The 25,073-nt window shown below is 41.7% G+C and carries 26 protein-coding genes, 1 pseudogene and 1 CRISPR repeat array; of the genes and pseudogenes, 14 read left to right on the top strand and 13 right to left on the bottom strand.

The genetic code is table 11. From position 1 onward, the window contains the following. The first annotated feature begins 133 nt into the window (after positions 1-133). On the top strand, positions 134-445 hold the full coding sequence (locus V7L31_RS02355; RefSeq protein WP_334694763.1) for a hypothetical protein: 312 nt from the start codon (positions 134-136) through the stop codon (positions 443-445). 102 nt (positions 446-547) lie between these two features. Further along, positions 548-1,444: a CRISPR direct-repeat array (repeat unit 36 nt; unit sequence GTTTCAATCCCTAATAGGGATTTTGATGAATTGCAA). 498 nt (positions 1,445-1,942) lie between these two features. On the opposite strand, the gene V7L31_RS02350 is transcribed toward V7L31_RS02355, so the two are convergent. Further along, positions 1,943-2,233, bottom strand: coding sequence for a hypothetical protein (locus tag V7L31_RS02350; RefSeq protein WP_292843057.1), 291 nt, complete (start codon positions 2,231-2,233; stop codon positions 1,943-1,945). 350 nt (positions 2,234-2,583) lie between these two features. Further along, on the bottom strand, positions 2,584-3,423 hold the full coding sequence (locus V7L31_RS02345; RefSeq protein WP_334694809.1) for a prephenate/arogenate dehydrogenase: 840 nt from the start codon (positions 3,421-3,423) through the stop codon (positions 2,584-2,586). Between the two features lie 69 nt (positions 3,424-3,492). Here V7L31_RS02345 and V7L31_RS02340 point away from each other — a divergent pair, with 69 nt between their 5' ends. The 3 genes from V7L31_RS02340 to V7L31_RS02330 all read left to right on the top strand — a co-directional run bounded on the left by V7L31_RS02340 (position 3,493) and on the right by V7L31_RS02330 (position 6,808). After that, the gene (locus tag V7L31_RS02340) at positions 3,493-5,058 is read left to right on the top strand and encodes a pentapeptide repeat-containing protein (protein WP_334694808.1); all 1,566 of its coding nucleotides are present in this window, start codon (positions 3,493-3,495) and stop codon (positions 5,056-5,058) included. A 201-nt stretch (positions 5,059-5,259) separates the two neighbouring features. Further along, on the top strand, positions 5,260-5,853 hold the full coding sequence (locus tag V7L31_RS02335; protein WP_334694762.1) for a DUF1517 domain-containing protein: 594 nt from the start codon (positions 5,260-5,262) through the stop codon (positions 5,851-5,853). 70 nt (positions 5,854-5,923) lie between these two features. Continuing rightward, entirely contained in the window at positions 5,924-6,808 is an 885-nt protein-coding gene (locus V7L31_RS02330) for a hypothetical protein (protein ID WP_334694761.1), read from the top strand. 1,094 nt (positions 6,809-7,902) lie between these two features. On the opposite strand, the gene pyrE is transcribed toward V7L31_RS02330, so the two are convergent. The 3 genes from pyrE to V7L31_RS02315 form a co-directional block, all read right to left on the bottom strand. Then, on the bottom strand, positions 7,903-8,436 hold the full coding sequence (gene pyrE / locus V7L31_RS02325; protein WP_334694760.1) for an orotate phosphoribosyltransferase: 534 nt from the start codon (positions 8,434-8,436) through the stop codon (positions 7,903-7,905). An 82-nt stretch (positions 8,437-8,518) separates the two neighbouring features. Continuing rightward, complete coding sequence (locus tag V7L31_RS02320; protein WP_334694759.1) at positions 8,519-9,406, bottom strand: DUF3153 domain-containing protein; 888 nt, start codon at positions 9,404-9,406, stop codon at positions 8,519-8,521. Positions 9,407-9,614: 208 nt separating this feature from the next. Then, positions 9,615-10,157 (bottom strand): tetratricopeptide repeat protein, encoded by a 543-nt coding sequence (locus V7L31_RS02315; RefSeq protein ID WP_334694758.1) that lies wholly within the window; start codon positions 10,155-10,157, stop codon positions 9,615-9,617. A gap of 171 nt (positions 10,158-10,328) precedes the next feature. Between V7L31_RS02315 and V7L31_RS02310 the strand changes: the two genes are divergently transcribed. Continuing rightward, complete coding sequence (locus V7L31_RS02310; RefSeq protein WP_334694757.1) at positions 10,329-10,739, top strand: hypothetical protein; 411 nt, start codon at positions 10,329-10,331, stop codon at positions 10,737-10,739. Between the two features lie 137 nt (positions 10,740-10,876). On the opposite strand, the gene argB is transcribed toward V7L31_RS02310, so the two are convergent. After that, positions 10,877-11,773, bottom strand: coding sequence for an acetylglutamate kinase (argB, locus tag V7L31_RS02305; RefSeq protein ID WP_334694756.1), 897 nt, complete (start codon positions 11,771-11,773; stop codon positions 10,877-10,879). A 254-nt stretch (positions 11,774-12,027) separates the two neighbouring features. On the opposite strand from argB, the gene V7L31_RS02300 reads away from it, so the two are divergent. After that, the gene (locus V7L31_RS02300; protein WP_334694755.1) at positions 12,028-12,642 is read left to right on the top strand and encodes a hypothetical protein; all 615 of its coding nucleotides are present in this window, start codon (positions 12,028-12,030) and stop codon (positions 12,640-12,642) included. 65 nt (positions 12,643-12,707) lie between these two features. Beyond that, positions 12,708-13,310, top strand: coding sequence for a Uma2 family endonuclease (locus V7L31_RS02295; RefSeq protein WP_334694754.1), 603 nt, complete (start codon positions 12,708-12,710; stop codon positions 13,308-13,310). Between the two features lie 124 nt (positions 13,311-13,434). On the opposite strand, the gene V7L31_RS02290 is transcribed toward V7L31_RS02295, so the two are convergent. Genes V7L31_RS02290 through V7L31_RS02280 form a run of 3 tightly spaced genes read right to left on the bottom strand, consistent with a single transcriptional unit; the run spans position 13,435 to position 14,740 of the window. Then, positions 13,435-13,770 carry a XisI protein gene (locus V7L31_RS02290; RefSeq protein ID WP_334694753.1) on the bottom strand — a complete coding sequence of 112 codons (336 nt, stop codon included), beginning with the start codon at positions 13,768-13,770 and terminating at the stop codon, positions 13,435-13,437. Then, the gene (locus V7L31_RS02285; protein WP_334694752.1) at positions 13,758-14,174 is read right to left on the bottom strand and encodes a XisH family protein; all 417 of its coding nucleotides are present in this window, start codon (positions 14,172-14,174) and stop codon (positions 13,758-13,760) included. The genes V7L31_RS02290 and V7L31_RS02285 overlap by 13 nt, the downstream gene beginning before the upstream one ends. Positions 14,175-14,194: 20 nt before the next feature. Continuing rightward, positions 14,195-14,740, bottom strand: a complete 546-nt coding sequence (locus V7L31_RS02280) for a shikimate kinase (RefSeq protein ID WP_334694751.1) — start codon at positions 14,738-14,740, stop codon at positions 14,195-14,197. A 172-nt stretch (positions 14,741-14,912) separates the two neighbouring features. On the opposite strand from V7L31_RS02280, the gene V7L31_RS02275 reads away from it, so the two are divergent. The 3 genes from V7L31_RS02275 (at position 14,913) to V7L31_RS02265 (ending at position 16,591) form a co-directional block, all read left to right on the top strand. Next, entirely contained in the window at positions 14,913-15,254 is a 342-nt protein-coding gene (locus V7L31_RS02275; RefSeq protein WP_334694750.1) for a DUF433 domain-containing protein, read from the top strand. After that, positions 15,223-15,561: a DUF5615 family PIN-like protein gene (locus V7L31_RS02270; protein ID WP_334694749.1), complete on the top strand. Its 339-nt coding sequence runs from the start codon at positions 15,223-15,225 to the stop codon at positions 15,559-15,561. The genes V7L31_RS02275 and V7L31_RS02270 overlap by 32 nt, the downstream gene beginning before the upstream one ends. An 835-nt stretch (positions 15,562-16,396) precedes the next feature. Beyond that, positions 16,397-16,591, top strand: coding sequence for a hypothetical protein (locus V7L31_RS02265; protein WP_289797223.1), 195 nt, complete (start codon positions 16,397-16,399; stop codon positions 16,589-16,591). A gap of 19 nt (positions 16,592-16,610) precedes the next feature. On the opposite strand, the gene V7L31_RS02260 is transcribed toward V7L31_RS02265, so the two are convergent. The 3 genes from V7L31_RS02260 to V7L31_RS02250 all read right to left on the bottom strand — a co-directional run bounded on the left by V7L31_RS02260 (position 16,611) and on the right by V7L31_RS02250 (position 20,478). Next, entirely contained in the window at positions 16,611-17,309 is a 699-nt protein-coding gene (locus V7L31_RS02260) for a LapA family protein (protein ID WP_334694748.1), read from the bottom strand. Between the two features lie 173 nt (positions 17,310-17,482). Next, a complete protein-coding gene (locus V7L31_RS02255) occupies positions 17,483-18,103 on the bottom strand; it encodes a flavin prenyltransferase UbiX (RefSeq protein WP_334694747.1) in 621 nt (206 codons plus the stop codon). 17 nt (positions 18,104-18,120) lie between these two features. Continuing rightward, a complete protein-coding gene (locus V7L31_RS02250; protein WP_334694746.1) occupies positions 18,121-20,478 on the bottom strand; it encodes a ribonuclease R family protein in 2,358 nt (785 codons plus the stop codon). A 1,115-nt stretch (positions 20,479-21,593) separates the two neighbouring features. On the opposite strand from V7L31_RS02250, the gene V7L31_RS02245 reads away from it, so the two are divergent. From V7L31_RS02245 to V7L31_RS32520, 3 genes and pseudogenes are all read left to right on the top strand, one after another. After that, the gene (locus V7L31_RS02245; protein ID WP_334694745.1) at positions 21,594-22,481 is read left to right on the top strand and encodes a hypothetical protein; all 888 of its coding nucleotides are present in this window, start codon (positions 21,594-21,596) and stop codon (positions 22,479-22,481) included. A gap of 80 nt (positions 22,482-22,561) precedes the next feature. Further along, positions 22,562-22,690 carry a hypothetical protein gene (locus tag V7L31_RS02240; RefSeq protein ID WP_334694744.1) on the top strand — a complete coding sequence of 43 codons (129 nt, stop codon included), beginning with the start codon at positions 22,562-22,564 and terminating at the stop codon, positions 22,688-22,690. A 59-nt stretch (positions 22,691-22,749) separates the two neighbouring features. After that, positions 22,750-23,109, top strand: a pseudogene (locus V7L31_RS32520) (hypothetical protein); the annotation flags it as partial. A gap of 334 nt (positions 23,110-23,443) precedes the next feature. Here the strand turns inward: V7L31_RS32520 and clpP are convergent. After that, positions 23,444-24,055 (bottom strand): ATP-dependent Clp endopeptidase proteolytic subunit ClpP, encoded by a 612-nt coding sequence (clpP, locus tag V7L31_RS02230; RefSeq protein ID WP_179065021.1) that lies wholly within the window; start codon positions 24,053-24,055, stop codon positions 23,444-23,446. Positions 24,056-24,666: 611 nt separating this feature from the next. Here clpP and V7L31_RS02225 point away from each other — a divergent pair. After that, positions 24,667-24,822 carry a hypothetical protein gene (locus V7L31_RS02225; protein ID WP_292843019.1) on the top strand — a complete coding sequence of 52 codons (156 nt, stop codon included), beginning with the start codon at positions 24,667-24,669 and terminating at the stop codon, positions 24,820-24,822. Positions 24,823-25,073: the final 251 nt, after the last annotated feature.

Below are 25,073 nucleotides of genomic sequence, written 5' to 3'. Positions count from 1 at the left end.
GGAAAGTTTTGTATTTACTTTGTGGCTGACAAGTTAATTCAGATAATCGAGTCGTCAACAAACCACACTAAGTTGATTCAGATGCCGTACTTTAATCAAACCACGGATAAGGTTTACAAGCAAGCCATCTGCTATGAATACAAACGTTTACCATCCTGATTACTATCGAGTTCTTGAACGTCGTGATGGGAAGTGGTTTTTAAAACTTGGCGAGTTATTCTACTCGAAGCTGCCATTTGCTGTTGACATGAATGATTTTAAATTGCTGTACGGAATATCCAAGCAACAAGTAGCCATTGAATTATTCCGCATCAACGGCGGGATATCTGGCTATTACTTGGCGGATCTTCGTCAGAAAAAATACTACTACTGCGGGGCTGAGGTGGAGGGAGTGAAAGCAAAGTTGCGATCGCTTGGCATCGGACGAGATGATCCAATGGATTAGGCGATCATTCCTAGTAAATCATCCTGAAAAATTTTTCAGGATAATTTATGCTGTGTTGTATTGCAATCAGCGATCGCAGAAGGAGTAAATTTTTTCTGGGCTGTTTCAATCCCTAATAGGGATTTTGATGAATTGCAATTTATCATTTCGTTGAATTAAAGAGGTTGCAGTTGTTTCAATCCCTAATAGGGATTTTGATGAATTGCAATGCGATTACGGGGGTAATGTTTTGCTGAATATAAGTGTTGTTTCAATCCCTAATAGGGATTTTGATGAATTGCAATGTAGTCAATAGTATGACTACTTTTTTATTTAAGGTTTCAATCCCTAATAGGGATTTTGATGAATTGCAATGCTACATACGGATTTAAAGAACTACGATTAGTTAAAAGTTTCAATCCCTAATAGGGATTTTGATGAATTGCAACTCAACAGGTTTACCACGCGAACCAAGCGGGGCGTTTCAATCCCTAATAGGGATTTTGATGAATTGCAATTAATGCTGTAAAGCTCAAGAGTTCTTTGCAATGTTTCAATCCCTAATAGGGATTTTGATGAATTGCAAAAATACGATATATATCTCTTAGATATTTAGGTTCTGTGTTTCAATCCCTAATAGGGATTTTGATGAATTGCAAATTGTGGACTAGATGTGAAATACTGCAACGAAAGTGTTTCAATCCCTAATAGGGATTTTGATGAATTGCAAACGATCTTTTGTTCTGTTCCATCCCAAGTTAATGGGTTTCAATCCCTAATAGGGATTTTGATGAATTGCAAGTAATGTTTGCCATCCCTATAGAATCCTTTATACTGTTTCAATCCCTAATAGGGATTTTGATGAATTGCAAGGACGGATGGCAAGGGGGCAGTAGCACAAGTGCTACCGTTTCAATCCCTAATAGGGATTTTGATGAATTGCAATTGTAAGCTCCAAACTCTTTATTGCGGATCTCCTGCGCGGTTTCAATCCCTAATAGGGATTTTGATGAATTGCAATGCGGCAGGCTGAAAGCCAAGCTATATTTAGTTTTCAAGGTGCGGTTGCGCGAATCTAGGGTAATCATAGCATTAGAGAATTTCTTTGGGAAGAGTTTCGGGAAAAATTGAAGGCTGACACCCAGTTTTTGTAAGCTTTTCAGACATCGCGCGGATGATGATCGAGTCATTAATGGAGTCAAATGCTTGCTGGTGTTGAGATAGAAGCACTTTTTTGAGGCTGCGGAATTTGTACACCTACCCTTCCGCGCATTTTATATACAGGAAACCTGTGAGATGATGCGATCGCTAAAAATAACCTAATACAGAACGGCGCAAATAAACCATCCATTCCAAATCAACGAAACGCTTACGTTGTATTCATTTTTAATTTTTAATTTTTAATTTTTAATTCCGCCTCGCGGTAGGTGATGGGGGGCACGATCGCTGCTTTCAAAGCCAGAAATCCCAGTTTTCATATACTTGTAGCCTCCCACATCACACGCAACAATAGTAATACTACTCTTGAGATTCCTCAGAGACGGATTCTGATTCGGTTTCAAGTTCTTCTGTTTGGACTTTGGGGGCTGGAGGTTTAACGGGTTTTGGGCCACGCGCTAGGGCAGGATTTCCCTGATGCCTGTTTTCATCCCCTAATGATTTTTTCCCTTTATCAGCCGAGCGATTACGGCTCGGTTTTGAGTTTTTGGGGTTGGATTCAATCGGAGTTACAGAATCCGTATTCTCGGAATTTTTGTCAGTGCTTTCTTGAGACTGACGTTCCGATTTTTTGATTGGGCGTTCTACCATTGTTGATTTTTGTAAATTTATCTGTATAGTACATCGGTTTGGTGGCTATCAAACTGTTGAGTAGCATTTTTTAAAGATTTTATGAGAAAAGAATTCAGGAGTCAGAATGGGCTAAACGCCCCGCTATCGCTAACAGAATTCAGAATTAAAGAGTCAGAATCAAGAAGCGACTCGAAAATACTTGCTAAGGGACTGACAAATAAAAAAATATTCAATTAACTCTTGTGGGGTGGGCGTCTCGCCCGCCATATTAAACTGGGCGGGCAAGATGCTCACCCCACAACATTGGATAATTTATCTCACCAAATATAAAAATGGGTGCGTTCAGTTATCGTTAACGCACCCAACAACTATTTAACAAAATCAGGTCGTGCCTGTTGCCTTGATTTAAACTTTTCTTCTAAAACTGCCCAATTTTTTTGCTCGATTAAGTTAGTCAACTCATCAAGATGATGACGATATTGTTGGAGCGATCGCAGCAATGCTTGACGATTATACCGCGCCATCATCACGCCCAACTCTGGATTCCCGCCTCCTACACGACTGGTATCCCGAAAACCGGAACTAGCTAACTTTTGGGCTAATTGCAAAACATCGGGGTCACTTTCACTCAAACAAGCAGCAATCAACGAGGAACTGATCATTACAGGTAAATGGGAAATCCAACTCACAGCGCGATCGTGTTGCTCTGGTTGACAATAGTAGATATTTGCTCCTAGCGATCGCACAATTTCTTCTACAACTGTAATTGCACTAATTGGTGTTGTAGTCGTTGGTGTTAGAACATAAGGTTTATCGACAAATAAATGCCGTTGTGCAGCTTCTATACCATTGTCTGTTCTTCCCGCCATTGGATGACCGCCGATAAAATTATCCCAAAGGGGAGAAATTTCTTTGACTATCTGTGCTTTCGCCGAACCCACATCAGTTACGACTGTAGCGACAGACAAATGAGCGATTAACTGTTCAAATTGGGGCACAATAAGGGCTAGGGGTGTACAAATAAATACAACTTCTGCGGCTGCTAAAAGACTCAGATCAACAGATGCTTCATCAACACTGCCGAGACTAACTGCCTTTTCACAGGTGGCTTCACGGCGACTGACTCCTAAGATATGATGTCCTTGCGATCGCAAATCAAAACCCAAAGATCCGCCAATCAGTCCCAATCCTAAAATTCCAATATTCATTTTTGATTTTGACATTCTGTTTTTATGACTTTACCAACTATTAAAGTTGGCATCCAAGGGGTAGCATCAATGACTGTAGAGGAATTACTGGAAAAATATGCAGCAGGAGTCTTAAACTTTAGTGGTGTTGACCTCCCAGAAGCTAACTTGAGTGGGGTCAAACTCAGTGGTGTGAATCTTAGGGATGCTAATTTGAGTATAGTTAACCTGAGTGGCGCGAATCTGAGTGAAGCTAACTTGAGCAATGCCAAGCTAAATGTAGCAAGACTAAGTGGCGCGAATCTATGCAGCGCTATTTTGAACAATGCTAGTCTCAATGTCGCTAATTTGATTCGAGCGGATCTCAGTCGCGCTCAACTAAGAGGAGCCTCATTAATCCGCGCCGAGTTAATTCGTGCCGATCTCAGTCGTGCCGATCTATTGGAAGCTGATCTCACCAGTGCCGATTTGCGAGAGGCGACACTCCGCCAAGCGAATCTCCGTCACGCTAACTTGAATGAGACTGTCTTGAAAGGTGCTTCCTTGACGGGAGCTAATTTGGAGATGGCTAATTTAAACTCCAGTGACCTCAGTCGTTCCGATCTAAGCGGTGCAAATTTGCGAGAAGCCGAACTCAGACAAGCCAATCTCAGCCATGCTAACTTGAGTGGGGCAGACTTGAGCGGTGCAAATCTCCGTTGGGCAGACTTGAGCGGTGCAAATCTCCGGTGGGCAGATTTGAGCGGGGCAAAATTGAGCGGTGCTGATTTAATTGGCGCAGATTTAAGCAATGCGAACTTAACGAATACGAGTTTAGTCCACGCCAATTTAACTCAGGCAAAATTAATTAGAGCAGAATGGGTCGGTGCTGACTTAACAGGAGCAACTTTAACTGGAGCCAAGCTTTATGCTACCTCCAGATTTGGTTTAAAAACTGAAGGGATGATTTGTGAATGGGTTGATCTGAGTCCAAATGGCGATCGCTCCATTGTCCAAAACTTCCATTCTGAAGAGTCACGAGATTTTTTTAACGAAACACCGCCAACAATCAGGATTATAGTTGATGCAGCCCTAGAACACGAAGCCAATTTTGCGATCGCAGGCGCTTACTACCAAATTGCTCAAGAATATCGGCTGCTAAAACAACCCCCAAGCATCGAAAGCGGTCGTCGTCGAACTATTTTCACCTTTCATGTAGATAGCGACGAAGCATTATTTTCCACTGCTTACATTGTGATTCTTCCCTTTTTAGATGCCGCATCTACTCAAAATAATATTTCCAGCATGGTGGAAATGATTAATAGTCAAGTTGTTGGGAACCAAGATTTAAAATCACCCGATATGGTGAAACAATTAAATATTCTTTTAGAACAAGCCATAAGTCAGGCTACAACAATTAAACAGGTGAAAAAAAATATTGAAGTCGCCGCCAAGTTAAATTTTTGTAAAGCCCCAACTCAAATAATTTTAACGAATTCCAGCGCCCACCTTTTGATAGTCCATGACCATCCCAACTTTGGAAAAAGATTTATTAATCGTTCTGCTCTCAAAGCTTCAGCTTATGATGATATATCTAGTGAACCAACAAAATATATATTACCTTCCTTAGACATGGTGATAGATTTCATTAAAGGATTTCACTATATTAGTCATTAGTTATCAGAAAAATGGGTTTAAAACCCCGTGCTTCCAGCACGGCTTTAAAGTAAGGAGTAAGGAGTAATGAGTGGATGAAAAATGGGTATTTACTCATTACTTATTACTTATTACTCCTTCTTCCCCGTTCACGACGGTGAGGATGTCAAGGGGTATTGGACTAATGCCTCATGACTAATGAAAAAAACATGGAGGAAGAAAATGAGCAACATTTTTAATAAAATGATCGGTCGAACCCGCTATGTAGTATTCCGCCTATTTCTGCACTTAGGAGGAGGCGAAGTAGCGCCAATTTTGGGAGTATTAAATAGTGTTGGGCGAGATGCGATCGATGTCGATGGTGACTTAGAAGTTTTGGGAGAAGGATTAGTAGAAATTAGCCAAACCCTGCTGCAATATGATGAATATTGGCTTTCTGCTGCTAACGAAGGTGATGTATTTTGGAGTGAAGGCGAGGCGGGAGATTATGTCAATGAATTATTTACTGACTCTGCCCAAAGATATCTCAGTGAACCAGATTACAATTCTGACTCTGGATTGAATGAACCTTTATCAATACCTGTAACCCGTAATGTCATTGTGATGCTTACAGTAGCTTACGAAGGAGAAGTACCAGAGTTGGAAACTGACCTTTCTAACGTTCAGGCACTTAAGGAAGCTTTGAAAGCCTTAATCAACCTACACTATAAACATAAGCTCCAGGCAATCCAGGTACATTTCTCGCCAGCACAGTTAGGCGATGAACTCACTAGCGATCAACTGTTGCAATATTATCCCGAATTGATTCCTTTGTAATCTGTTGGGTAGTCCGTACTTACTACTCACATCGAGAAATTGTTAAGCTCAGAGGTAGGACAATAATCCAATGATCATGACCATAGTACGTAAATTTACAGCCATTTTTTTAGCTCTGAGTTTGTGTATCACAACTGTAGCCTGTGGTGGCGAAAATCAAACCAAGTCTCCAGCTAAGAACGTTAACCAAACCTCTAATACCACCAGGCTGAGTGACGGGCAGTATCAAATACAACAAGCTACTTATGACGATGCAAGCGGTGAGTACAGCTTGTTTTTACTTAACAATAAGCCACCGACATTTTCAACCGAAAATTTACAAATGGCACGGTTAACTGATGATGAAATCAAGCAAGGTAAGAAAACCTATCTGAAGGTAGAAAAAGGACAGCCGATTTTATATCTAACAGAAGACTTTAAACTTGAGTACGTCCACAACGTTACCGAAAATAAAACCAATCCCCAAACAGGACAACAAGAGACGACTGTAGTCCGTCGAGAAAATAGCTTCTGGGCACCCTTTGCGGGGTCTGTGGCTGGTAGCTTGGCGGGTCAGGCAATTGGTAGTCTGTTGTTTAGACCCCAGTATTATGTACCCCCTGTCTATCAACCAGGACAAGGATTAAGTGGCTTCGGTGGATATGGCGGAAGCTATGGCCAAGCAGTTCAAAGTTATCAAACTCGCTACAACGCTCCACCCGCAGCCGTGACAAACCGTACTGCGTTCCGTAATACAGGGACAATCAGAAGGTCATATCCTGGAAATTCAAATGTACGCAATACACCGCGTAGCACTACAGGTAATAACCGTCCTTCTGGTTCTGGTTTTGGCGGCAGTAACTTAAGACCCTCTGGTAACTCCAGCACTACCAAACGCAATTCTGGTAGCGGCTTTGGTAGTGGGCGTAGTACAGCCCCCCGTCGTTCAACTGGTTTTGGCAGCAGACGCCGTTAGGAAATTCTAAGCGACTAGAAGTCGCGGCTACACAAGCAAAGTCCACCTCCGTGGATTAATGCAAAATCAAGGGTTTTTAACCTGTGTAGCTGTGATTTCTAATCGTCAAAATATATGAAAATAAATGTTTAAAATATCTTCTTGAATCTATGCAGTTGGTGACGAAGAATGATGAATTATTCGGTCAAATAATATGAAATACTAAATACAAATATTGCTAAGAGAACAGGAATTATTTTACTAAATTCTATTCGCTTTTTTTGAGCTATTTCTAAACAAGATATAGGAATCATCAGAGGCCAGAAGATAGTTGTCATCAAAAACATCACAAAGGATAAAAATTTATCTTCGGAAGTGGAAGTGGGATGACGTAGGGAAAATATTAACCAATTGCTTAAAAAATAGCATGACATTAACAAATAACTAATAGTTAAAGTCAGTTGTATCTGATTCACCGTAAGTACTCCTGAAGTTATGTGAGCTTCACCAAACATCAACCGTACAAAGTTATAACATATACAGTGGTCACTTCACCCCGTATTTGCTGATTCAAACACTCCTCATCCTTGTCAAGGTGAGGTTTAAAAGTTTAATTATACTAGGACTTACGCACTGTACAAATGCGTCGTAATGTGGATTACCTAAAATAGGAAGTTTTCAGGCTTTTCTTAATTATCCTGCGATGCCTACGGCGGTAAACTACGTAAATAGACCATGCTGTAGGGGCACAGCAATGCTCATTAGTGTCAACTTCAGCTGGAAATAGCTTATCTGTTAGCTTCCATGCCCGCCCGGAAATAAATAAATGAGTAATGAGTAATGAGTAATGAGTAATAAGTAATAAGTAATAAGTAATAAGTAACACCCATTACTCATTAGTTATTACTTGTTACTTCAAAAATAAATTTTCGGGCTAATAGTTAAAGTCTACTGGAGTAGACTGGAGATTTATGGCGATATTTAGTCATCTTCAGATGACTTTAGCTATGAGACGGGAATTTCAATTCCCGGCGGACAAGCGGTTTCGCGTTAAGTTGACACCAATGGCGAGACGCCCACCCCACAATATTGGATAATTTATTTCTTGGAGTTCGCTAAGACAGTTCCATCCACACCGAAAGATCCTCCATATCAAATAGAGGAAGCTTTTGAATACCAGCTTTTTCGAGAGTATTGTCTTGTGTACTTCCGCGCCAGATTACGCAAATTACGAAGTCCACGATCGCACCCTCATTACGCAACGCTTCGGTACTTTTTACAACCTGACCACCTGTTGTAATCACGTCTTCAATGATACACAATTTTTTGCCTTGGATATCAATTCCTTCTGCTAGCTTCTCAGTACCATATTCTTTTTTTGTCTTCCGAACAAAGACAACTGGTAATTCAACTTCTAATGAAATTGCAGTCGCTAAAGGAACTCCCCCTAATTCCAATCCTGCTAGAATTTCTGTGTCTGGTGGAATCTTTTTTACCATTTCTTTAGCTAGCTGCTTCAGTAAAAAAGGATTAGATTCAAACTGGTATTTATCAAAGTAATGGTCAGATACCTGACCAGAACGTAACTGAAACTCGCCTTTCAGATAGGAAATACGAACAATTTCTTTGGCTAATTCGCTATGACTCATTTTTACAAAAAGCTGGATAAAGTGTAAAAAAGCCGATGGAGAACGCATCGGCTTAACTGATAATATTCAACAGATGAATAGTCTACTGTTCTTGAATTGCTGCTGCTTTGGGAGGAAACTGAATTCTAGGATCTGGCATAAAATTGTATCTCAAGTACAATCCTCCCGATACAAACAGGATAATTAATAACCCACCAATACCAAGGGGACTAGGAAGCCAGAAAATAGCTTCTATATGGTTTAACTCACCGGGCTGGAGTTTCCACACTAATTGATTGCCATTTTTTTCTGGCTCAATCGCAGTTTCAGTTAGTTGAATATTCTTGGCTCCCCAAGGAGTCTTCAAGCTAAATTCTAAGTCGAGAATTGAACCAGCATTAGCTAGAACGTTACCTTTACTGGCAATTAGAGAGAGCGATCGCAAATCTAAATCATAAATTAACCGATTTCTAACTAAAAGTAAAAAATTGTTTTCCTCCAAGAGGACGTTTGATTCAATTTTGGGCAGTTCTGAGTCAGATTCGCTCTGCACAGACTCAGAGGGTTGATTTGCACGGGCATTAAAAAATTCGTTGAACTTCTCTTGCAATTCCCTACCACTACTAAAAGGAATTGTGACAATGATTTCTTCTTGGGAAACTCGCTGGGTTTTTCCTTCTAGTTGACGGGCGCGGCGCTCTATGCTGTTCAACCATTCATATACAGAATCGCCGCTAAAACTGGTTAGCCGTTCTCCCAACTTAATATGCTGTACTAGTTCACCACTATTGGAATTATCAAAGTTAAGCCCCACATCGTACTTAACACAACCAGTCAGTAACAGTGATGTTAACAGCACTAGCCATAGAATAGGATTTCGCATGGGAAAGACGCGGTTCATCCGATTTCGACCATTCGGTGTAAATATAAAACGGAATGGTCTAATTAACCACAAGAAAATCTTTCCAAAAATTGAAGAATTTGAAACCATAAATCTCCCCAAAAGTCAACATATTTTGGATTTTAGGTCGCACCTTTGGTGCGCTTCCAGCGCAATTTGGATTTTGGATTGACCCCACCGATAAACGGATAAAGCTCAAAGATTTTAAATTTTGGATTTTGGTTTATCCCTTACCCCTTGTGGGTGAGACATGAACCAAAAGAATCTAAAATCTCAAATCCAAAATCTAAAATTGTTATCAGCCAGGGGTTCCTGAAAAATTCAACCAAAGCAAGTACGAGATGGTTAAACCGATAGCAATCAGCGCCACCCAGATAAAGCGATTATCTCTGGTATTGACCTGACTAAGGTCAACAAATTCTGGCTCCGTAGGTTTAGGCTTTTGCTGCACAGAAGATTTTGGAGACTTAGCAGGTATAGAAATTTTGAGTTCATTATCTGGTAATGCACCCAAATCGGGAATTTCGGTCATCCATTCGCTGGGTCTTTTCAGCTTTGGTGCTTTTAAGATGTAAAGCATCTGCCGCGCTTGTTTGCCGATTTCAAAATGGGGATGGCGTTTGAGTCTTTCGCAAAGAGCGATCGCATCATCTGTGCGTCCAGCCGCTTCATAAGCTGTCACTAGATGAATTTCTACTTCGCCCCCAAGGCGAGAATTACGAGCTAACAGGGCGCTGGCCTTTTCTAAATTTTCTATGGCTTCGCGGTATTGCCCATTTTCAAAGGCAAATTTCCCAGTCTGGTAGCGGCTTTGAGCAATTTCTAAACTTTCTGTACTCACGTTTTCTATAAAAAATCAGCACTATTTTAATTTTGCCAATGTCAGCAATCTTTTTGGAATCTTTTCAAAAGCTGGCAATCTGAAAGTGGATAAACTTCTAAAATTTTAACTAAGTAGCTGCGACTATTTTCTGATTAAAAATTCCGGTATCTTATGCAGGTGAGCAAAATTATGTTGAAAATCAAGCATTCGCAACTGAATTGGCTCTTAGCAAGTATGACTTTAGCAGTGATGGGTGTAACTATTACTCCGGCTTCCGCCCAGCGTGCGATCGTGATTGATGGTGGTTATGGAGTCAGGCAGTCACCTGCTGTGGGTTCCTTTATTTATGGTAGTCCGATTCCTACACCTATGCCTGTAGACCCAGCAACAGGATTAATCCCACAACGCAATCATTTTCGCGATTATTCCTATCCCCAATTCAGGCAAAATGTGAGAAATTCCACCCTGATTAATCCAACTCTGGTTAATCCGTCAATTCGAGACTCAACCATAGTTAATCCGGTGATTATCAATAATTCATGGCGTCGTACACCATTTAGTGGCGGGCGATCGCGGGTTATTATTACCTATCCGCGTTAGGAGGCAGGGGGCAGGGGAAATGATTTTTAACTGTAATTTGGTCTAAATTAAAATTCGTTTTTTACTCGTGGACGAGTCTTTAATATTCACCTCCCTCTGCTCCCCCTACTCTCTCTGTCTCCTCTGCACCTCTTCCTCTAGGAAGCAAACTGCGAACCGAGAATCATTGTCCCAATCCCAACATCGGTAAAGATTTCTAGTAATAGGGCGTGAGGAATGCGACCATCAATGATGTGTGCAGCACGGACTCCTTGAGCAAGCGATCGCACACAACAACTCACTTTAGGAATCATCCCACCGCTGACTATACCACTAGCAATCAACTCGCGGGCTTCGCGAATATCTACTTTTGGAATCAAAGTAGATTGGTCTTTGTAATCTTTTAAAATTCCACTGGTGTCGGTCAGTAAAATTAACTTTTCTGCACCTAATGCTGCGGCAATTTCTCCAGCTACAGTATCAGCATTAATGTTATAAGCTTGCCCCGTCTCATCTGCGGCGACGCTGGACACCACCGGAATATAGCCATTGCTAGCAAGGGTGTCCAAAATCTTGATATTCACATTGCTGACTTCCCCCACAAAACCGATGCCTTCTTGACCTTGGGGACGGGCTGTAAATAGATTACCGTCTTTACCGCAAAGTCCCACAGCCAATCCACCAGCTTGGTTAATTAGCGCGACAATTTCTTTGTTAACTCGACCAACTAAAACCATTTCCACCACATCCATTGTGGCGGCATCAGTGACTCGCAGACCATTTTTAAATTGTGGTTCGATGCCCAGCTTATCTAACCAACTGTTAATTTCTGGGCCACCGCCGTGTACTACTATTGGACGCAAGCCAACGCAGGATAAGAATACAATGTCGCGGATAACTTTGTCTTTGAGTGTGCTATCTTTCATTGCTGCACCGCCATATTTGACAACAACAGTGCGACCGGCGAATTGTTGAATATAAGGTAGTGCTTCGCTTAGTACACGTACACGAGTGGCTTCAGTTTGCCTGATGTATTCAGAATCGTTGTCCGTCATGAGGAGCCTAACAGAGAGAGTTAAAACATATTTCAGTCAGTGTAGAAGACTTTGTAACTCCTCACAATCTCTGATGCCAAAGTCGAGTATGTTTGTACTATAATGACTCTAATAATTTTCTTGACTTGCCAATGTTAACCAACTGATAACCTCTGGTTTTGAAATCCTTAGAATATTAACTAAGCAGGCTGGCGAAAAAAGCGATCGCTTGTCAAAATGACCCAGATGTATCTAAGCATAAAAATAAGGAAGCTATGTGGCCAACCTGTATCAAAAACCTTTCACCTATTAAATATGCTTTAGAAACAGGAGAGCTACCTCAATGGATAAAGCAGGCTTTTAATAAAGAAGCGATCTTTAATGAAGATGAAATGGTCATCCCTATTCGTCCAGTTTCATTTTTAGGTAACTTTAGCACGGCTGCATATATTGATTGTCCTAATACCCCTGAACACCACATAGAAAATGCTCGATACAGCAGCAGCTATCTTCGTCACATCGAAAAGTATTACTGGTTTGACTTTGATATTTTTAGTTCAGATACTAAGTTAATATCATTGCGTATGGTAGTCAACGAGGGTGATGCTGACTGCAATGATGGTCGTTGGGGAGCAGTTTGGGAACGTAATACAAAAGAGCTTGTTGCGGATATCTTGAGTACTGGTGATATGGAAACGACTATAAAGGCTGTTTCAGAGAAATACATTCAAATGTATAAGCCTCATAATACTTGGATTCCTCGCCTTTGGAACATGGCGCAGTATGCTAAAGGACTCGAACTAGAAAAGCTCATACAGTTAGCAATGCAAATTTGTTTCTATCCACAGGCTGAAATTACTGAGACAGGAATTAGCAGAGATCCAGGATAAGTATGTAAGTGGAATTAAATATAAAACGGGCTAGAAAAGTACAGCTTTGAAGCTAGGGAACGAAAATGACCACGCTGCTAATCCAAACTGAAAGCACACCTTTGAGAGTCAATTTTCCTTCACTTGTGCAGATGACAAATGAGCAGTTCTACGAATTTTGTCAAGCCAATGGAGATTTGCGAATTGAGCGTACTGCCAATGGGGAAGTTATCATTATGCCACCAGCTTTTTCAGATACGGGCAACCGTAACTTTAACATTGCTGCACAGCTTGGGTATTGGACTGAACAAGATGGCACTGGCATAGGCTTTGACTCCAGTACAGGTTTTACACTACCCAATGGAGCAATGCGTTCCCCTGATGCTTCTTGGATTGAACTAGAGCGCTGGAAAGCCTTAACAGATGCCCAAAAAGCCTCATTTGCACCAATTTGTCCCAGCTTTGTGATTGAGTTACGCTCCTTGAGCGATCGCCTGATAAAATTACAAGAGAAAATGCAGGAGTACATCGATAACGGTGCATCATTAGGCTGGTTAATTGATCGGCAGAATCGAAAAGTCTACATTTACCGTCCGAATCGAGAAGTTGAAATTTTGGATAATCCCGAAGCAGTTACGGGTAATCCAGAATTATCAGGGTTTATCCTACGAATGACCAAAATTTGGTAATTAATGACCAAAATTTGGTAATTTGAGTCTTCTTAATAAGAAACTTGTGTTTTGAGAACGTTAAGAATTGCCTCAAGTATTCGCTGAGAGTAAAGCGATGTTCGTTGTTCGAGGAGCGATCGCACTACGCTACGCCATAATCTGTATACTGACGCTTGTATGGAGCTTGCAAACCCAAGACAATATCTTCTCGTGCTACTCCCATCATCACTAATTCCTCTGCTGGATTGCGATCGGTTAAATTCTGTTGCAGCCAGATTTTGCCATCTTTAATATCAAAATGCATTACGCATCGATAAATACGATTAAATCCTTGCCAACCGACATTCATCCATTGATAATGATTACGTTCTATGTCTAAAATGAGTTGGACTTCGACATCGTTATCTGAGACATCATCACTGGCATAGTTCGTCAACAATGTTTTGACATACTCTTGATATTTTGCTAGTTTATCCACTCTACAATCACCTCATCTACTGGATTGTAAACAATTAATAGCATTTGATACTGTTTGATCGCAGTTTGAGTAAACTCTAGTTGAAAAAATGTTTTGTACGTATCCAATGGGACTGCTAAGTATAAAACTCGCTCTGGTTCATATCCTGCTAATGCTAGACGGTAACTAAGAAATTGTCCCAAGGCAGAATAAAAATCTGTAATTGCCGAGGGGTTTAAAAAACTTTTGATTTCAATTGCTATTTTTTCATTTCCTTTTTCTGCGGCAATTATTTTCTCTGCACCTAAATCAATTTGGAAGTTGACTTCCCCAAATTTGAATTTTAATGGATCGCTTGTAATTATCCATTGTTCTTTTTGCAAAGCTTTTTTAACTGATTCATGAAAAATATCTTTTGCAGACACAGTTAGATCAATATTCCCCATTAATGAGAAACAGCTTTTTTCAGGATGCTAGGAATTCCCTCAAGTATTCGCTTGGCAACATCTTCAGGTGTATCCCCTTCTCGCTCAATGATGTGCAAATCGGCTTGAGAGTAAAGTGGTGTTCGTTGTTCGAGGAGCGATCGCAATTTACCTTGAGGATCAGCGTCTTGTAGCAGTGGTCTTGTGGTATCCTCAGCTAAACGGTTGTAAATTATCTCCACTGGTGCATCTAGCCATACTATCAAACCGTGGTGCAAGTAACCCCAATTTTCTCGCCGCAGAACAATTCCCCCACCAGTTGCTATAGTCAACTTTGTAAAAGCACAAACTTTTGAAAGTACGTCGCTTTCTAACTGACGAAACCCTACTTCACCTTCTTGGGTAAATAACTGATTAATAGATTTACCTGTCGCTTGGGCAATGACATCATCGGTATCCACAAATCCATAACCCAATTCCTTTGCTAGTAAGCGCCCTACCGTCGTCTTACCAACGCCCATAATCCCAATTAAGTACAGGTTGACTCCTTGTAATAAACTGCTCACCAGTTGCTTCGCTCCAATTATGAGTTTTGAGTCACAGTTTCAAATTATAAACTTAACGACTCATACATGCGTATTCAAGCAATGCCTGACTTAAGCTGCAACTGGAAAAGCGATCGCTAATAAGCTGATAATTAGAATATAATTTGTTCTCATAGGAGTGTTTCTCGATAAGATGTCTAAGATACCAGTAATCTCAGAACACATAGAAATCACTCCAGGTGTGTGCGGGGGTAAACCGCGCATTGCTGGACACCGAATTAGAGTGCAAGATATTGTGATTTGGCATGAAGGAACGGGACTTTCCCCTGACGAAATCGTTGATCATTATCCGAGTATCACTTTAGCTGATGTCTATGCTGCTCTAGCTTATTACCACGATCATCAAGATGAGATCAGGCAAGAAATTGCACAAGGAGAAGCCTTCGTCAGAGAAGTACAGGCTCAAACTCCTTCAATTCTGCAAGAAAAACTGAAGAATCGAAATGACACAAAAAATTCGATTCCACCTAGATGAAAATGTCAGTGATGCTATAGCCAAAGGCTTACGTCGTCGTGGTATTGATGTAACGACTACATCAGAAACAGGACTGATAGCTGCATCAGATGGAGAACAGCTTTATTTTGCAATGTCTCAGAATCGGGTAATTTTCACCCATGATGATGACTTTGTAATACTTCATCAAGGTGGCCTTTTTATGCATACAGGAATTATTTACTGCGCTCAGAACCGCCGCTCAATTGGGGAAATATTGAGGAGTTTAATTTTAATCTGGGAAGTGCTTGAGCCAGAAGAGATGAGATATCAACTTGAATTTCTCTGAAAGCTTTTATTATTGTTTTACTCAAATGCAAAAAAACTAGATGCCATGCGTAGCTTGCTTCCATGTTCGCGTAGTTTCCTGTAAGAAAGAAATACAGTAAGCTTTTTTGAGGAATACCTACGCGTATTATATAATTCATTCAAAAGATAACTCTACACAAGATTGCTACTACGATTTTGAACGGCGACATTAGCAATTTCCGCAGGAATACAACTATAAACTAAACCTCTGAGAAATTTATTTTCAACGGATGTCAAGGCTTTTTCCTTTGCGGATATCTAACTTACGTATAACTTTTATAACTTTCAAATCTTTTTAAATAATACAAATTCATCTTTTATTTGATCGGAATTAACTGCTGTTATTACTTGCTAATAATGTGTTTAAAGTAACTTAAGCAATAACTTAACCATTATTCTGTGAAATTCTCATAAGTAATAAATAATGATTTTGTAAAGAATATAGTAAATTTCCTGAGGTAACTTGGTAATTGCTGGATAGCGATCGCGGTACTTAACAAAAAAATTAACGTAGCTTGTTTGAAACTTTATCCAAACAATATCTGTCTATCTGAATAATCAGGGTTTTTACTCTGGTGGATAATTTTAAGTATACACAATACTGTGTTTCTAAAAGGACAGTATGGTTTTTCTAAAAGTTCAGTTATAACAAGCCTTGCTCAATTAAATGTTTTTGATAAAGGTGTCAATAATGACTTATTTGCTGCGATCGCTCAAAAAAACCTTACAAAATTGAAGTTTCGACACAAAGACTACTGCATATTTCACCCCAATAAGCCTGAATGAATAAATATAGTATGAATGAGGTGTCAACCATGACTCGAATTCGTGACGTTGTAGAAAGAGCTTTAGCAACTGGCTATTTGACAGTGGAAGCTGAAGATCAACTACGGCAACTGTTGACTACCCGATATGATCTGGAAGATTTTAATGCTTTCATGACTTTGCAGGAAGCTGCCATGACTGGTAAGGTCAAGCAGGAGTCTAGAGAGCGGTGTGGCATTAAGTAGAGATGTAGCCTGCTACATCTCACCGACGGGGGCGTTTACCATCATCTTTAAAATCATCATCATCTTCAAAAAATTCCCAATCATCATCATCCGCTTGATTGGTAGCCGGCGGCTGATAAGGGGGGATAATTACTCGGTAATCAGCATCGTAAATTGATTCAGTTTTTCCCGCAGCCGTATTTTTTGGCTCGCGGTAGCTGTAGGAGTAAACTGAACCAGACCGAGAACTACTTTTGGCTTCTGATTGACGTTCGTAAGTTGTTGAATCTCTTGGCTGTTGAGCTTGAGGGTTAGGGGTAGGTGCTTCCTCGGAATTTTCATCAAAGTTCCAATCATCTCCACTGCTATTTGTCTCCCAATCATCAAATACCTCACTGCTAGGCTCTTCTTTTTTACTAGCCGGTGGCGGAGGACTGGCAGGACGGGATGTCGGTTCTTCTCTCCGGGTTGCCTTGGCACGAGTTGAAGCGGCGGTTGCTCTGTTAGGAGTTTGGCGTTGTCCTCCCGGAAAATAATTGGATAATTTAAACAAGGTAGCAATCAATATCGATGTGAAAGCACCAGTGGTAGTACTGAACAAAATCCATATCGCTAGTGGTAATGGTTGAGTTCGCGCGCCCAAAAATACTAGCGATAGGGCAGGTGAGAAATTTTGGACTAACAACAGCGTTAGTCCTCCCAGTACTGCCACCAATAGAATTAAGCGAATTACAGCCATAGCAATTTTGTCAGTTGTCAGTTATCAGTGGTTAGTTGTCAGTTGTCAGTTGTCAGTTATCAGTCTGATTATTCTTCGCTAATTACTGTTCACTGACTACTGACACTATCAGCCATCTCTATCATTACCCTTTTAGGACTATTGTGAAATTTCCGATGAGTCCACTGAGGGCGTTAGCGACGACCTTGCCACCGCTGAATTGGGATACAGTCAATATCTAGTTGATCTAAAGCACGGGCAACTACAAAATCAACTAAATCTTCGATGGTTTGGGGATTGTGATACCAGGCGGGAATAGCGGGGACAACTCTAACTCCAACTTCTGCTAAAGAAGTTAAGTTACGTAGGTGGATGAGGCTAAAAGGCGTTTCCCGCGGGACAATGACCAGCTTTCGCCCTTCTTTGAGTTGGACATCCGCTGCCCGTTCTAGTAAATCGGAACTCAAGCCAACTGCTAGCTTTGCCACTGTACTCATGCTGCATGGAATAATCATCATCCCCAGAGTGGCAAAGGAACCACTAGCAATCCCGGCTCCAACATCGCTCCAAGGATGACAGCGTAGTTTACCCGCAAGTGCAACACCAGCTTGCTCTCGCCAGAATAATTCTTGCCCGGTTGGTTCTGGTGGCATCCGAATTTCCTGTTCTGACTGCCAAACCATGTAAGTTGATTTAGAGGCGACCAATTCAATACTATACTCAGCTTCTAGCAAAAATTTGATCGCGCGAACAGCGTAAATCAGACCAGATGCGCCCGATACGCCTAAAATTAAAGGACTAGTGTTATTTGACACGTTAAACGTAGTTAATTTTACTCATCATCCGAGTAAGGATCTAGGTCATCAGGCTCAATATCATTTGGTAAATAGAGGTCTGAAAGCTCGTCATTGGAATCATTGGCAGTTAGATTTTTGGCTACGCCATCGCTGCCGACTGTTACCAAATCGATTTGCTGGCGGTAGTAATCGACACTTTTAACTTGGACGGCGACGCGATCGCCTAATCGATAAGAAGCGCGATTTTTGCGACCAAAAAGTGCTTGTTGTCTGGCGCGATATTCATACCAATCATCTTTAAGGGAACTGACGTGTACCAATCCTTCTACCCGCAAAGGCACACCAGGATTACTGCTGGATTCTACCTCGGCGGCTGGTACTTCAATTTCCACAAAGAAACCGTAGGATTGCACCCCGGTAATTACGCCTTGAAATACCTGACCGATGCGTTGCTTCATCAGTTGGGCTTTTTGCAGTCCGGCTAAATCAGCTTCAGCTTCTTGGACTTCCTTTTCTCGGTCGTTAATTTGGACAATTACCCTAGTCAAATCGCTTTGCAGTTCTTGTTGCAATTCTGGGGGTAAAACGTTCCAGTTAATTTCCTCGTGGCTGGAGGAGTGGCGCAGGTTAACGCGTTCTCTGACACGGGTATTGCGGCGATCGCGCCCGTTTTCGAGTAGGGTGTAATACACTCTTTGCATCAGCAAATCTGGATAACGCCGCAAGGGAGCGCTAAAGTGGACATATTGCGGTAGTGCCAGACCAAAGTGAGATCCTTTGGTGGTGCTGTATGCAGACGGCTTCAGGGTATCTTGTAATAAGTAAGTAAGAACTTGCTCAGAGGGAGATTCGGCAAAAGCTGTGGTCAAATGTTGATAATCTAAGGGTTGGATATCGACTTCTGGATCTAGTGTGAGGTCAACGCCTAAATTGACTGCCAATTTCAGCATTTCCTGGACATCTTCAACATCGGGTGTACCTTGGACTCGCCAGATAGCCGGAACACCAAGAGCATTTAAGTGAGTTGCAAATAGTTGGTTAACTAACAGTACCAACTCCGTGAGTAGCGATCGCACTGGTAAATCATTCACCACCACAGCGCCTAAAATCCCCTCATCATAATAGGCGTTTTGGCTAGGCGGCAGATTCAACTGGAGACTACCACGAGTTAACCGCACTTGTTTCACGGCTGTTTGCAAGGCTTGGAGGTCTTGCAGTATTTGGGAAACCTGGGGAGATTTATCTTGAGATTCACCTGTAAGAATTGCTTGAGCTTGTTCTGTACTTAGTGCAGTCTCTACATTGATGACACTGGGTTGAATTTCCCACTCCAACACTTCTCCCGATTTGGGATCAATGGTAATTAAAAAAGAGATGGTTAAGCGATCGCTCCCAGGTACTAAAGAACAGCGTTCTGCCACCGTTGGGGGCAAGATTGGCAACACCAATTCTCCTAGATACACTGATTTACCCCGTTTGAGTGCTTCTCTATCTAGGGGTTCATCAGGTTGGACATAGTGAGAAACATCAGTGATATGAACGCCTAAAAGCCAATTTCCGGCTAAGTTTTTTTCTAAACTAAAAGCGTTTTCGATAAATTTGGTGTCGCCGCCATTTACTCCTTCAATGGTGAGAGTAAACAAATTACGTAAATCTAGCCGATTTTTCAGGTCTGCTTTCAGCAGCTTTTTGGGCAACCTAGCGGCTGCTTCAACAACATTATCTGGAAAAGTCCGGGAAAGGTCGTGTTTGCACGTAACTAAATCTATATCAGCAGCAGCTTCGGCATCGCTACCGAGGATTTGCACGACTCTACCGAGGGGAGGATATTGTGCCAACGGATAACGCAAAACTTCCACATGAACCAGGTGATCGATCGCTTCTTCTAACTTTGCCTCGTTAGGTTGAATCTTGAGTTCAAATAGCAATCGATCGTCTAAAGGCACAGCCCGGAAACCTGTTTCCACCTGCTTAATTCGTGCCAGTAACGTGTGGTTAGAACGTTCCAGAATCAGCTTGACTTCCCCTTCAGGAGAGCGGCGGCGACTGCCTTCTTTGAGAACTCTCACCAAAACGCGATCGCCATTCCAAGCATTACTCAGATGACTTTCGCGGATGTAAATATCCTCAGCGCCTTCCACATCTTGAATAGCAAAGCAAAAGCCTTTACTAGAACAACGGAGTTTCGCCTCAATTATTCCCTCTTCTGAGATACGGCGGTACTTGCCCCGTTCCTTCACTAAAATACCGATTTTTTCGAGAACATCTAAGGCAATGTGAAGTTTTTGTAAACTTTTTTCATCTTCACAGCCAAGCTTCTTTTCTAAAACCTTCCGAGCTACCAATTTATCATCGGTGAAATTGGCAAGGAGTGTAGCGATTGAAAATTCCATGCAGTGAACCGACCTTTGGTCAAAACATCATTTGTTGTTTAATCTGGTTCTTTCCTGTATACCCTCACGGCTTACAGAAACAAGTTGGAAACTAATTGCCCTGAAGCAAGACTTCCTAAGTTCTCAGGAAAGGAAGCCCAACCCAGCAAAAGCGGGAAAATACGCCCACAGTTCCGAGCAAAGGAAGCCGACCCACGGACAACTCTGGGTGTCTACGAACTTCTCACTGCAAGATGCTCTCAGAATTTGCCTGCATTCAAGTCCCTTCACCTAAACCAAACTTAAGATTGCACGCCTGATTAGAATTTAGCCCCGCTAGGTAATTACGCGACGGGTTTTTGAGAAGCTGGGTTTAGAGAATCCATACTGCCCAAAAGCCCTATGCAGGGGAGCCACTGCGGTCTTCTGCCTTTGAGAGAAGGGGAGACACTAAAAGCCTTAGCGAGTCTGCGAGCGTCTGGGGTCTCCCCAAGTGGAGCAACTACCGTCAAGTGGCGTGGAAACTACAAGTGTTTGATTGTCTAGAGTGAAGGTAATTTTACGCCATTAGACTCTGATGTTTAACTAGGAGGAACTGCCGGTGAACCCAATTTTCCCACATGTAGAATCGGTAACAATTAGGTGAGCAGCTTAATAAGCAGCGAGGGTGAACCTTATCTCCATTATTGTAGATTTAGAGCGCACTTCCAGAAAATAGTTCTAGATATGAGTCGGGTAATCAGTATAGCATTGCAAGCAAGACTACCCAGACAAGTTAGCACTAGCCAAAAGTTTCGTCAAAAAACACCTACTGCTACAATTAGGACACAAGGCAAAGCAAAAATATAACTTTAAAACGGACTGGGCATTGGGCATTGGAAAAGGGAGCAACGCGAAAAAGTGAGATCATCGTGAAAAGAGCAGGGGAGGTAGGGGAGCAGGGGAAGTGAAGAGAAAATTTTAGTATTTTTTACGACCGGAATAATCCTAAATACACTTATTTCTTTCTCTCCCCCTGCCTCCCCTGCCTCCCCTGCTTCCCAACCTCACTGTTAGAGCATTGCTCCCTTGGAAAACTCGTAGTCCCTAGTCCCCAGTCCCTAGTCCCCATTCCCCTTTAGATTGGTAGCAGTATTATGTTGGCTCAATTCCAGAGCTTGTATCCCAAAGGTAGTCTGATTTCTGAATTAGTGCAAATTTTTCAAGGAAAATATATTGTTCGGGCAAGCGTGCAAATTGAAGGCGTAACCCGTGCTACGGGTATGGCAGCAGCCGAAACAGTAGAAGCAGCAGAAGACCAAGCCAGAACCAGGGCGTTGATAGTTTTGGGTATTACAAATGCGCCACAGGAATCAGTGGCATTTACCTCAAATCCAGTTTCCTCAGCGCCGCAAAACTCTTCCTTGAATACCAAAGTAGGATTAAATGAGCCTGCTGCCTATTCCTCCGTAAAGGATGAGGAGTTTGTTAGTAATCAGTGGTCAGCAGTCAGCGACAAAGAAATATCTACATCGCCCTCCAAAGGACTGAACATCAAACCAGAAGTAGTAACAAGCAGTAACGAACAGTATGGGTACAGCAATGCTGCGCCCCTAAATGACGATACCTATAGCCAGAATTTAAGTCAAAACTTTCCTGTGACTCCCAACCGAGAGTTAGAATTTGATCCTCCAGTTGAAAGCTTGGAAATAACCTTTGATAACCAGTTAGAAAATCAAACCTTTCCGGCAATTTCTGCCAATAATGTCACACCATTTACACCCCGGAATTACAGCCCTCAAGAAAATGTCGCCACCTCGTCAGGGAAAGGAAAGAGAAACAAGAAAGCTGAACCTGTGGATTTATCGGATGTAATTGCGAAAACAGATGTCGAACTTCAGCGTTTAGGCTGGACACCAGAACAGGGACGGGAGCATCTGATTGAAACCTACGGTAAGCGAGGGCGTACTTTGCTCACTGAAGAAGAATTACACGGATTCCTCAAATACTTACAATCGCAGCCAGACCCAATAGCGGGATTTTGATTAGTCATTTGTCATTGGTCATTAGTCATTTGTAAGGACTAATGACTAATAACATAGGCTCTTGAAACAGTAACGAAGCTATGGAAACTGTGAATTTTTCTGAAGTAATTTTTCAAACAGATGTTGAAATGCAGCGTTTAGGCTGGACACCAGAACATGGACGGGAACATCTCAAAAAAACTATGGGAAGCGCGGGCGTACTTTGCTGACAGAAGCAGAATTACTAGACTTCCTCCAATACCTTGCATCCCTTGCATCTCAACCAACACCAGCAGATTTATCGGATGTAATTGCGAAAACAGATATCGAAATCCAGCGCTTAGGCTGGACAACAGAACAGGGACGAGAACATCTGATTAAAGTCTACGATAAGCGATCGCGTACTTTACTGACAGAAGTAGAATTACTAGACTTCCTCCAATACCTTGCATCCCTTGCATCTCAACCAACACCAGCAGATTTGTCGGATGTAATTGCTAAAACAGATGTCCAAATGCAGCGCTTAGGCTGGACACCAGAACAGGGACGAGAACATCTGATTAAAGTCTACGATAAGCGATCGCGTACTTTGCTGACAGAAGTAGAATTATTAGACTTTCTCCAATACCTTGTATTTCAACCAACACCAGCATTAGACGAAATTTTTATAAAAACTTCTAGCAAGCAAAGTAGAAATTTGCTTACCCAAGAAAAACTACTAGGATTTCTCAAATACATAGAATCTCAACCTACAGTAGAATATCCCAGTAGAAATTTGCTTATCCAAGAAAAACTACTAGGATTCCTCAAATACGTAGAATCTCAACCTCCGGTAGAATATCCCACGGATATTGACGCGGAATATTAAGTACTTGAGCAGACCATCCATTCACAAAATAACCCCTCTTCATAAGTAAAGAGGGGTTATTTTTGTGGTTTAAGAGAATTTAAAGTGGTAAATCACCATTTGCCAATCGTGACTATTAATTAACAACTGCAACGGCTGGACGGCTACCGGCGGCGTGACGGTCAATCACTTGGTCAATCAAACCGTATTCCCTAGCTTCCTCTGGCGACATGAAAAAGTCACGTTCAGTATCTTCAGCAATCCGCTCAATTGGTTGACCTGTATGGTCAGCTAAATAGTCGTTTAGCCGCTTCTTGTGGTACAAAATTTCCCGCGCCTGAATTTCAATATCAGTCGCCTGTCCTTGAGCGCCGCCTAAAGGTTGATGAATCATAATCCGAGAATGGGGTAGACTCATCCGCTTACCCTTAGCACCCGCGCTGAGGAGAAAAGCACCCATACTCGCCGCCAATCCGGTACAAATTGTACAGACATCAGGGCGAATATGTTTCATAGTGTCAAAAATGCCCATACCAGCCGTCACCGAACCACCGGGAGAATTGATGTACATATAAATGTCTTTCTCCGGGTCTTCAGCATCCAAATACAGCAGTTGGGCAACAATCAAGTTAGCAATGTTGTTATCAACTTGTTGTCCCAAAAAGATGATGCGCTCACGTAATAGCCGTGAGTAGATGTCAAAGGCGCGTTCACCTCGACCCGATTGTTCAATAACGATAGGAATCATGGAAGCGTGTTTGTGGCTACTTTAAATACATTTTATCGGTGGCAGCACGAAACTGGGGCTGATCTCTACTGTTCCCAGGTAGATAAAAGTAAATCTTTCCCATTCTGCCTTATCCAACAAGAGACTAAAAGCACATTTTGCAATGGATTCAACTTTTAAGGGCACTTTTTAGCGGCAAAAGCTGTCTAAGAGAATATCCCGATTTAGGGAAGAACAAATCAAAAAACTCCAACTATCGCCAATCTCATGTTTCGGCCTTTGCTGCACAACCTTGGCGATGTGGTGATTAAGGGAAATCCAAGAAATAAATTATCCAATATTGTGCGGTGGGCGACACGATAGCCCAGTCCATAATATGGCGGGCAAGATGCCCACCCCACAAGAGTTAATTAGATGGATATTTTTTATTTGGAAGTCCCTAAACCGATAACCGAAATCCGACTTGCTTAGGGAATTATGTTAATTTTCGGTAACATTTTAAACATTTTTTTAGGATTTCCCTCGGCAATTATCAAGTTATTTTTGTTAGATTCGGTAAGTCGATAGTACGAGGTGTATTTAGAATAACTAGTCCTAATTGAAAATGCTATCCACTCAGAGAGAGACGTGCCATGCTGGAAAAACTTATACAAGCCGCCCTCATCACCTTCTTGCTCCATCTGATAGCAGGACTTAGCCCAAATACTTTAATTCAGACAAAGACAGCATCACCTATGCAAGAAACGCCACCAAATATTGTTAGCTTGCTGTTGCGATCTTTTCAATAAGAATGTTTCATAAGTTGCACAGGTTGTAAGTAAGTGGGCGCAAATAAACCCAGTTATCTAAATGATTATTGCCTTGTAGTCAGTGCTGGCTGACTACAAACCTGTAATTTTTTGCATAAACTTACTTAGGCGATATCAAAACCATTATAGTGCTACCTTCTAACTCAGGGTTTCTTGCTTATGTACATAGCCGTCTAGGCTAACACTCTTGGGAACAGGGTAGACTGAGCAAAGAAGGCAACTATTTGCGT

Origin of the sequence: Nostoc sp. (genome assembly GCF_036916655.1) — a bacterium.
In the GTDB taxonomy this organism is placed as follows: domain Bacteria; phylum Cyanobacteriota; class Cyanobacteriia; order Cyanobacteriales; family Nostocaceae; genus Nostoc.
This window is presented reverse-complemented; position numbering and strand designations above follow the sequence as displayed.

What these genes read in the sequence shown, in the direction of transcription:
- V7L31_RS02355 (WP_334694763.1), top strand. Translation starts at nt 134, where the DNA reads ATGAATACAAACGTTTACCATCCTGATTACTATCGAGTTCTTGAACGT.
- V7L31_RS02350 (WP_292843057.1), bottom strand. Translation starts at nt 2,233, where the DNA reads ATGGTAGAACGCCCAATCAAAAAATCGGAACGTCAGTCTCAAGAAAGC.
- V7L31_RS02345 (WP_334694809.1), bottom strand. Translation starts at nt 3,423, where the DNA reads ATGAATATTGGAATTTTAGGATTGGGACTGATTGGCGGATCTTTGGGT.
- V7L31_RS02340 (WP_334694808.1), top strand. Translation starts at nt 3,493, where the DNA reads ATGACTGTAGAGGAATTACTGGAAAAATATGCAGCAGGAGTCTTAAAC.
- V7L31_RS02335 (WP_334694762.1), top strand. Translation starts at nt 5,260, where the DNA reads ATGAGCAACATTTTTAATAAAATGATCGGTCGAACCCGCTATGTAGTA.
- V7L31_RS02330 (WP_334694761.1), top strand. Translation starts at nt 5,924, where the DNA reads ATGATCATGACCATAGTACGTAAATTTACAGCCATTTTTTTAGCTCTG.
- pyrE (WP_334694760.1), bottom strand. Translation starts at nt 8,436, where the DNA reads ATGAGTCATAGCGAATTAGCCAAAGAAATTGTTCGTATTTCCTATCTG.
- V7L31_RS02320 (WP_334694759.1), bottom strand. Translation starts at nt 9,406, where the DNA reads ATGGTTTCAAATTCTTCAATTTTTGGAAAGATTTTCTTGTGGTTAATT.
- V7L31_RS02310 (WP_334694757.1), top strand. Translation starts at nt 10,329, where the DNA reads ATGTTGAAAATCAAGCATTCGCAACTGAATTGGCTCTTAGCAAGTATG.
- argB (WP_334694756.1), bottom strand. Translation starts at nt 11,773, where the DNA reads ATGACGGACAACGATTCTGAATACATCAGGCAAACTGAAGCCACTCGT.
- V7L31_RS02300 (WP_334694755.1), top strand. Translation starts at nt 12,028, where the DNA reads ATGTGGCCAACCTGTATCAAAAACCTTTCACCTATTAAATATGCTTTA.
- V7L31_RS02295 (WP_334694754.1), top strand. Translation starts at nt 12,708, where the DNA reads ATGACCACGCTGCTAATCCAAACTGAAAGCACACCTTTGAGAGTCAAT.
- V7L31_RS02275 (WP_334694750.1), top strand. Translation starts at nt 14,913, where the DNA reads ATGTCTAAGATACCAGTAATCTCAGAACACATAGAAATCACTCCAGGT.
- V7L31_RS02270 (WP_334694749.1), top strand. Translation starts at nt 15,223, where the DNA reads ATGACACAAAAAATTCGATTCCACCTAGATGAAAATGTCAGTGATGCT.
- V7L31_RS02265 (WP_289797223.1), top strand. Translation starts at nt 16,397, where the DNA reads ATGACTCGAATTCGTGACGTTGTAGAAAGAGCTTTAGCAACTGGCTAT.
- V7L31_RS02260 (WP_334694748.1), bottom strand. Translation starts at nt 17,309, where the DNA reads ATGGCTGTAATTCGCTTAATTCTATTGGTGGCAGTACTGGGAGGACTA.
- V7L31_RS02250 (WP_334694746.1), bottom strand. Translation starts at nt 20,478, where the DNA reads ATGGAATTTTCAATCGCTACACTCCTTGCCAATTTCACCGATGATAAA.
- V7L31_RS02245 (WP_334694745.1), top strand. Translation starts at nt 21,594, where the DNA reads ATGTTGGCTCAATTCCAGAGCTTGTATCCCAAAGGTAGTCTGATTTCT.
- V7L31_RS02240 (WP_334694744.1), top strand. Translation starts at nt 22,562, where the DNA reads ATGGAAACTGTGAATTTTTCTGAAGTAATTTTTCAAACAGATGTTGAA.
- clpP (WP_179065021.1), bottom strand. Translation starts at nt 24,055, where the DNA reads ATGATTCCTATCGTTATTGAACAATCGGGTCGAGGTGAACGCGCCTTT.
- V7L31_RS02225 (WP_292843019.1), top strand. Translation starts at nt 24,667, where the DNA reads ATGCTGGAAAAACTTATACAAGCCGCCCTCATCACCTTCTTGCTCCAT.